6 protein-coding genes are annotated in these 5,288 nt (G+C 71.4%); all 6 read right to left on the bottom strand.

Annotated elements, in window-relative coordinates; all coding sequences use genetic code 11:
• A partial coding sequence (locus RN901_RS06250; RefSeq protein WP_310757067.1) for an ArdC family protein occupies positions 1-328 on the bottom strand: 328 nt, incomplete at its 3' end.
• A complete protein-coding gene (locus tag RN901_RS06255) occupies positions 325-522 on the bottom strand; it encodes a hypothetical protein (protein ID WP_310757069.1) in 198 nt (65 codons plus the stop codon). The genes RN901_RS06255 and RN901_RS06250, both read right to left, overlap by 4 nt.
• A 4-nt stretch (positions 523-526) precedes the next feature.
• Positions 527-1,525 carry an ATPase, T2SS/T4P/T4SS family gene (locus RN901_RS06260; protein WP_310757071.1) on the bottom strand — a complete coding sequence of 333 codons (999 nt, stop codon included), beginning with the start codon at positions 1,523-1,525 and terminating at the stop codon, positions 527-529.
• Positions 1,522-3,558, bottom strand: a complete 2,037-nt coding sequence (locus tag RN901_RS06265; RefSeq protein ID WP_310757072.1) for a type IV secretion system DNA-binding domain-containing protein — start codon at positions 3,556-3,558, stop codon at positions 1,522-1,524. Before RN901_RS06265 ends, RN901_RS06260 begins: the two co-directional genes overlap by 4 nt.
• 304 nt (positions 3,559-3,862) lie before the next feature.
• Positions 3,863-4,798, bottom strand: coding sequence for a hypothetical protein (locus RN901_RS06270; RefSeq protein ID WP_310757074.1), 936 nt, complete (start codon positions 4,796-4,798; stop codon positions 3,863-3,865).
• Positions 4,795-5,288, bottom strand: a 494-nt coding sequence (locus tag RN901_RS06275) for a VirB8/TrbF family protein (RefSeq protein WP_310757076.1), incomplete at its 5' end; no start/stop codon positions are given. The genes RN901_RS06275 and RN901_RS06270, both read right to left, overlap by 4 nt.

The following is a 5,288-nucleotide window of genomic DNA, read 5'->3' on the forward strand; positions in this document are numbered from 1 at the left end:
GCCTGGGATTGCCCTGCGCGTCGGTGACGGCGATCCGCTTGTGGTCCTGGAAGGAGAGGATGCGGGTGCCGCGCTCGCCCTTCCTGACCTGTCCGCCGCGCGCCTGGATCTGGCGGTAGGTGCCCCAGCGCACGTCGCCGTAGCCCTGCTCCTGCTGGACGGCGGCCAAGTGCAGGCTGTTGCCGCCCCGGTAGGAGCGACCGGTGTCGACGTTCATGGGCATCACGCGCTCGCCCGGCGCCCACGGCTTCTGCCAGGGCGCGGTGCCCTGCCTGATCTGCTCGATGATCGCGTCGGCGAACTTGCGGTGGTATTCGTCGTGGTTCATGCGTCCACCTCCTCGCCGTGCGGGTCGCCCCAGGCGGCCGCGATCTCGTCCTCGCTCCCCACGTCCTCGGGGAAGAGGCCGTACTCCTTGGCCAGGTCGGCCTCGACTTCGAGCGTCTCGCCGCCATCGCGGGCGAGTTCGCGGTCGAAGTCCTCGAACGTCTCGACGCGGATGGTCGTGTCGTCGCACTTCATGCGTTCACCTCCTTGGTGTGTGGGTTGGTGCTTCCTTGCGGGGCTTCGCCGCCCCGCCCCAGATGGGCGCGGTGTTCCAGCGGCCGGTGGCCGCGTCGTAGCCGCGCACTTCGAGCGCCTCCTCGACGAACCGCCGGCCGTCCCGGCGCGCCACGTGCAGCACGAGCGCGATCCCGTCCACGACGCCCCGGCAGGTGACCTCCCAGGGCAGCGCGTCCCCGGCTTGCATGGCGCAACTGGCGAGGCGCGAGAGCGCGGAGCGGGCGTTGTTGGCGTGGACGGTCGTGAGCGACCCGCCGTGTCCGGTGTTGAGGGCCTGGAGCAGATCGGCGGCCTCGGCCCCGCGCACCTCGCCGACGACGATGTGGTCGGGGCGGTGGCGGAGCGCGTGGCGCACCAGATCGCGGATCGACACGGGCGTGTCGTGGGTGGCTCCCGCCTCGAACCGGAGGCCGTTGGCGCGGTCGATCCTCAGTTCGAGCGTGTCCTCGATGGCGACGATCCGCTCGTCGTCGGGCAGGAGTTCGATCAGCGCGTTCAGAAGCGTCGTCTTGCCCGATCCGGTGCCGCCGGAGACGAGGACGTTGCGGCGGGCAAGCAGCGTCGTCCGGGCGGCTTCGAGGACCGGCTCCGGCAGCGAGCCCATGCACACGAGGTCCTCGGCCGTGAACGCCCGGCCCCCGAACCGGCGGATGGTGATGGCGACCTCGGGCGCGGCGGGCGGCGTGCAGATGGCGACCCGCGATCCGTCGCCGAGCCGCGCGTCCAGGACCGGCCTCGCGGCGGGATCGAGCCCGAGCGGCCGGGCGATGTGGATCGCCGCGCGGTGGAGCCAGGCGGCGGTGAGTCCGGGCGCCTCGTGGGGCTCCAGCCTTCCGGCACGCTCGACCCAGACGTTGCCGGGACCGTTGATCATGATCTCGGAGATCCCGGGGTCTTCGAGCAGGGACTCCAACCCCGGGAGAAACGGGGCGAGGTGGCCGACGCCGCTGGCGCGCTTCATATCCGCCCCTCCTCCCGGAGCCGCCAGTAGCCCGTCTCCCTCGGCAGGTAGTGGGGCTTCAGGTAGACGCGGCGGGCGGGGAGCGACTCGACCCCGTCGTAGGGCAGGCAGATCGCTTGGTAGTTGGCGAGCAGCCCGAACTCGCGCGGCGTGAACACCGGCTCGCTCTGCCGGCGGAAGGACTTGCTCGCGCCGATGGTGCCGCGCCCGCCCCCGGCGCGGCCGGACAGGAGCGAGAACTCGGGCCTGCCCGTGGTCTCGGTGAACGTGTAGGAGGCCCGCGTCTTCATGACGCTGCCGCACATCTCCGACGCGGCCTTGGCCGACGCCTCGTCGGACAGCGACAGGAAGATCCGGGTGCGGAGCGTCTGGACGAGCGTGCGCCACGCCTCGCCCGAGGGGAGCACGGAGCGGAGCGACGAGATCGACTGCGTGGCGACGATGGGGATGCAGCGGCACTGCCGGGTCAGCGCGAACGCCTTCTCGTCGCCCGCCGGGTCGTCCTGCCCCACGGTCGCAAACGCTTGGTATTCGTCACAAATGAACACGGCGGGCCGCATGTAGCGTCCGGGACGCCGCGCGGCCTCGGCGGGCCTCCGGAGCAGCGCCTGCATCCAGGCGCTCTTGAGCAGTACGCCAATGGCGCGGGCCAAGGCCGGGTTCGCGCCCGCCGGCATGTTGAGCGCCAGCACCTTGCCGCCCTCGATCAACTCGGAGAGCGGGGGCAGCCTCCTGCGGAGCCCCGGCATGGGCGGAGCCTTCGCCCCCTCGTCCACGTCGGCTTCGCCGCCGCGAACGGGTTCCGGCTCCGGGGTTGTCGGGGGCGGCGGGCAGAACACGCCCGCCACGTCCGGCTGGTCGAAGAGCGAGAGGAAGACGCTGATCCCCTCGACGATCGAGGTGCGGAGCTTGGCGTCCAGCGCCGACCAGTCCTTGTCGTACCACCGCTCGATGGCCTCGACCCGCTCCCGGTACTCGCCGCCCGCGCCGCCCCCGGCCGGCTCCACCGCGTAGGTGACTTCGAGCTTCGCCAGCTTTGCCCGCAGCTTGGCGTCCAGCCGCGAGCGCACCCCGTCGGTGCCGACCGGATCCCATTCCCATTCCTGGAGCGCGTCCGCGTGGGCGATCATTGCGTCGTCGCCGATCACGGCATCCACCGGGGATACCTGGTCCGCCAGGTCCCGGGCCTCGCGGATCTTCCGGGCCAGAAGCTCCGCGTCCACCGTGCAGCGGTAGATGTCACGGAGCGTGACCCAGCCGCCCGGCAGGAGCCGGTGCAGCTCGACGATCCAGCGGACGAGGTTCGTGTACGCCTGCTGCCAGAACGGTTCTCTGGATTTGCCGAAGAGCTGGTTGATGAGGGATGCAACGCCGTAGGCAAGCGAGTAGGAGTCCAAGAGCGGATCGTCGAGCGGGTTCCACTGGAGCGAGCCGCCGAGCCCGATTTCGAGGTAGTCGTCCGCGCGCCCCGCGTCTTCGAGGATGCCGCGGACCTGGTGGCAGAAGTCGCCTTTGACCTCCAGCACGAGCGCGCCCGCGCGGCGGCCGGGATCGTCGGCCCGCCAGGAGAGGATCTGGCGGGCGAAGGGGTACATGCAGCCGCTGGTCTTGCCCGTGCCGACGGCGCCCACGATGAGCGTGCCGGTGTAGAGCCCCTTCTCGGGGACCACGAGCCACGACGGCTGCTCGCTCTCTTCCGGCACGGTCGGATGGTGCAGCTCGCCGATCACGAGCGAGGGCGCATCGTCGGCGGGCGAAGCGGGCCACTCGGGCAACTCGCCCCGCCGCTTGGTCCGGAACAGCGGCTGGAGCCAGACCCGCCAGACCGAGAGCGCGAACGAGCCCGCGAGCACGACCAGTACGGCGGGCCACGCGTGGTGCCAGACGCGGAGCGCGGCGTGCAGGCCCGGATCGTTCGAGGCGATCAGGTCGAGGTACTGGTTCGCGCCCGGCGGCGGGAACGGCGCCTTGAGCGCCCGCGCGCCGACCGCGCCGATGGCGGACCCGATGATGGCGGGCGTGCCCGTTCTCATCGGCTGGACACCCTTCCTGGAAGGACTGCTGGCTGGGAGCGACCCCGCAGCGGAGGGGAGGATGGGGATGTCCGGCTCCATCCACCCCGGCGCCAATCGAGGTTTGCCGAGATGGGGGGTCGCTCCCAGCCACGTCCAGGGAGCGCGGATCGGCACCCGCGCTCCGCTGGCCGCGGCCCAACCGTAAGCGCACCAGCGACATCGGCGGCCGGGGCCGTGTCCGGCCGAACGGAGATTTCGTGTCCGGCGACCCCCAAAGTGAGCCGGACACGCAGGACTTGCCACCTGCGTCCGCTGCCGGCGCTCAAAACACGTCCCCCGACAGGCGGCTCGAACGCCACACCGTGAAGCCGTCGATCATCACTTCGGACGGTGCGGTCGGAAGCGCGGCCCGGAGTTCCGCGAGCCGGACCAGGCAGCCCCGGAGGCTGCCGTGCTCCCCGATCACCTCCGCGTCCCTGCTGCGGATGCCCTGTTCGACACGATCGATCTCGCGGCGGATCTCGCGGCCGGTCGCGGACACCTTCGAGCGGCTGGGGGACCGGGCCGGGGAGGTCCAGTTGGCAAGAACGTTCTCTGCTCGGTCGAACTCCCCGTCGCTCAGAACTACCGCGACGGCCTCGACGGGCAGGCCCCGGTCCCGGAGCGCGCCCCAGAGTTCCCGGTGTGTGCGACCCCAAGAGTGGAGGCCCGTCGTGGTCTCGTGGCCGGGATCGGCGTAGACGAACACCGCGCCACCAGCGTCGAGCGCGACGGGCAGCTTGAGGGGGAAGTAGCGGCGCGTATTGCCGCCGCCGCCCCGGTAGACGCGCACGGGCAGCAGCGCGCGCTCGATGCCGAGCGCCTCGAACGCGCCGACCTTCTCGGGTTCGGTCGGGAGCCACGCCTGGTCGGTGTGACCCATCACGTAGTCCAGCGAGAGCAGGCGGCGGAGGAGCACCGGGACGGAGGCGATCCGGCGATGGCGGATGTCCTCGGCCCCGAGCGCCCGGTAGACGGCGCGAGCGTAGACCCGGCAGATCCTCCGGCCCGCAAGCCGGTCCCTGGACGCCAGCCGCCGGTCCGACATGTCCCGGATGAACCGGCGGGCGGTGCGGCGGTGGATGCCGAGCCAGCCGGAGAGTTGGTCGCGGGTGAACACGCCGCTGTGCAGGCAGACCAGCGCGATCCACTCGGCCCTCCTGCCCGTCCAGCCGAACGCCTTCAGCGCCTTTTCGCGCCCCTTGAGATGCGCGATCATCGCTCGTCCCCCGTCACGAGCGCCCGGTCGGCCCGCATGTAGGTGACGAGGAGTCCCATCGGGTTGTGGACGACCAGCTCGTTTGGAATGCTGTCGAGGAACTCGAACCGGAGCGTGAGCGACCAGCGCTCGCGCCGCAGCTCCTGTTCGCCCCTCAGATGCACGAGGTCGAAGTCGGCCGTCGCGCCGTGCGGCGGCTCGGGCGCGGGATGGATGCGGAGCACCACCTGCTCGACTTCGGTCTCGGTGTCGGCGGTGCCCGCCGCCACGCTCGCGACCTCCGCGCCGTCCCTCTGGAATGCCGCGTTCGCCAGGTCCGTGCTCAGGAACCGGAGGCTCCGCGTCCATTGCTCCTGCGCCGTCGCGCGGCGGCGCGAATGGAAGTCGTGGACGAACCGGTTCAGGAAGTACTTCGTCGTGGGATCGAGCGGGTCCGCCTGCGCGGTCGCGGCCTCGTAGGCCAGCGCCTCGGCGCGGCCCACCTCGTCCA

Origin of the sequence: Candidatus Palauibacter soopunensis, from assembly GCF_947581735.1 — a bacterium.
Lineage (GTDB): Bacteria > Gemmatimonadota > Gemmatimonadetes > Palauibacterales > Palauibacteraceae > Palauibacter > Palauibacter soopunensis.

What these genes read in the sequence shown, in the direction of transcription:
- RN901_RS06255 (WP_310757069.1), bottom strand. Translation starts at nt 522, where the DNA reads ATGAAGTGCGACGACACGACCATCCGCGTCGAGACGTTCGAGGACTTC.
- RN901_RS06260 (WP_310757071.1), bottom strand. Translation starts at nt 1,525, where the DNA reads ATGAAGCGCGCCAGCGGCGTCGGCCACCTCGCCCCGTTTCTCCCGGGG.
- RN901_RS06265 (WP_310757072.1), bottom strand. Translation starts at nt 3,558, where the DNA reads ATGAGAACGGGCACGCCCGCCATCATCGGGTCCGCCATCGGCGCGGTC.
- RN901_RS06270 (WP_310757074.1), bottom strand. Translation starts at nt 4,798, where the DNA reads ATGATCGCGCATCTCAAGGGGCGCGAAAAGGCGCTGAAGGCGTTCGGC.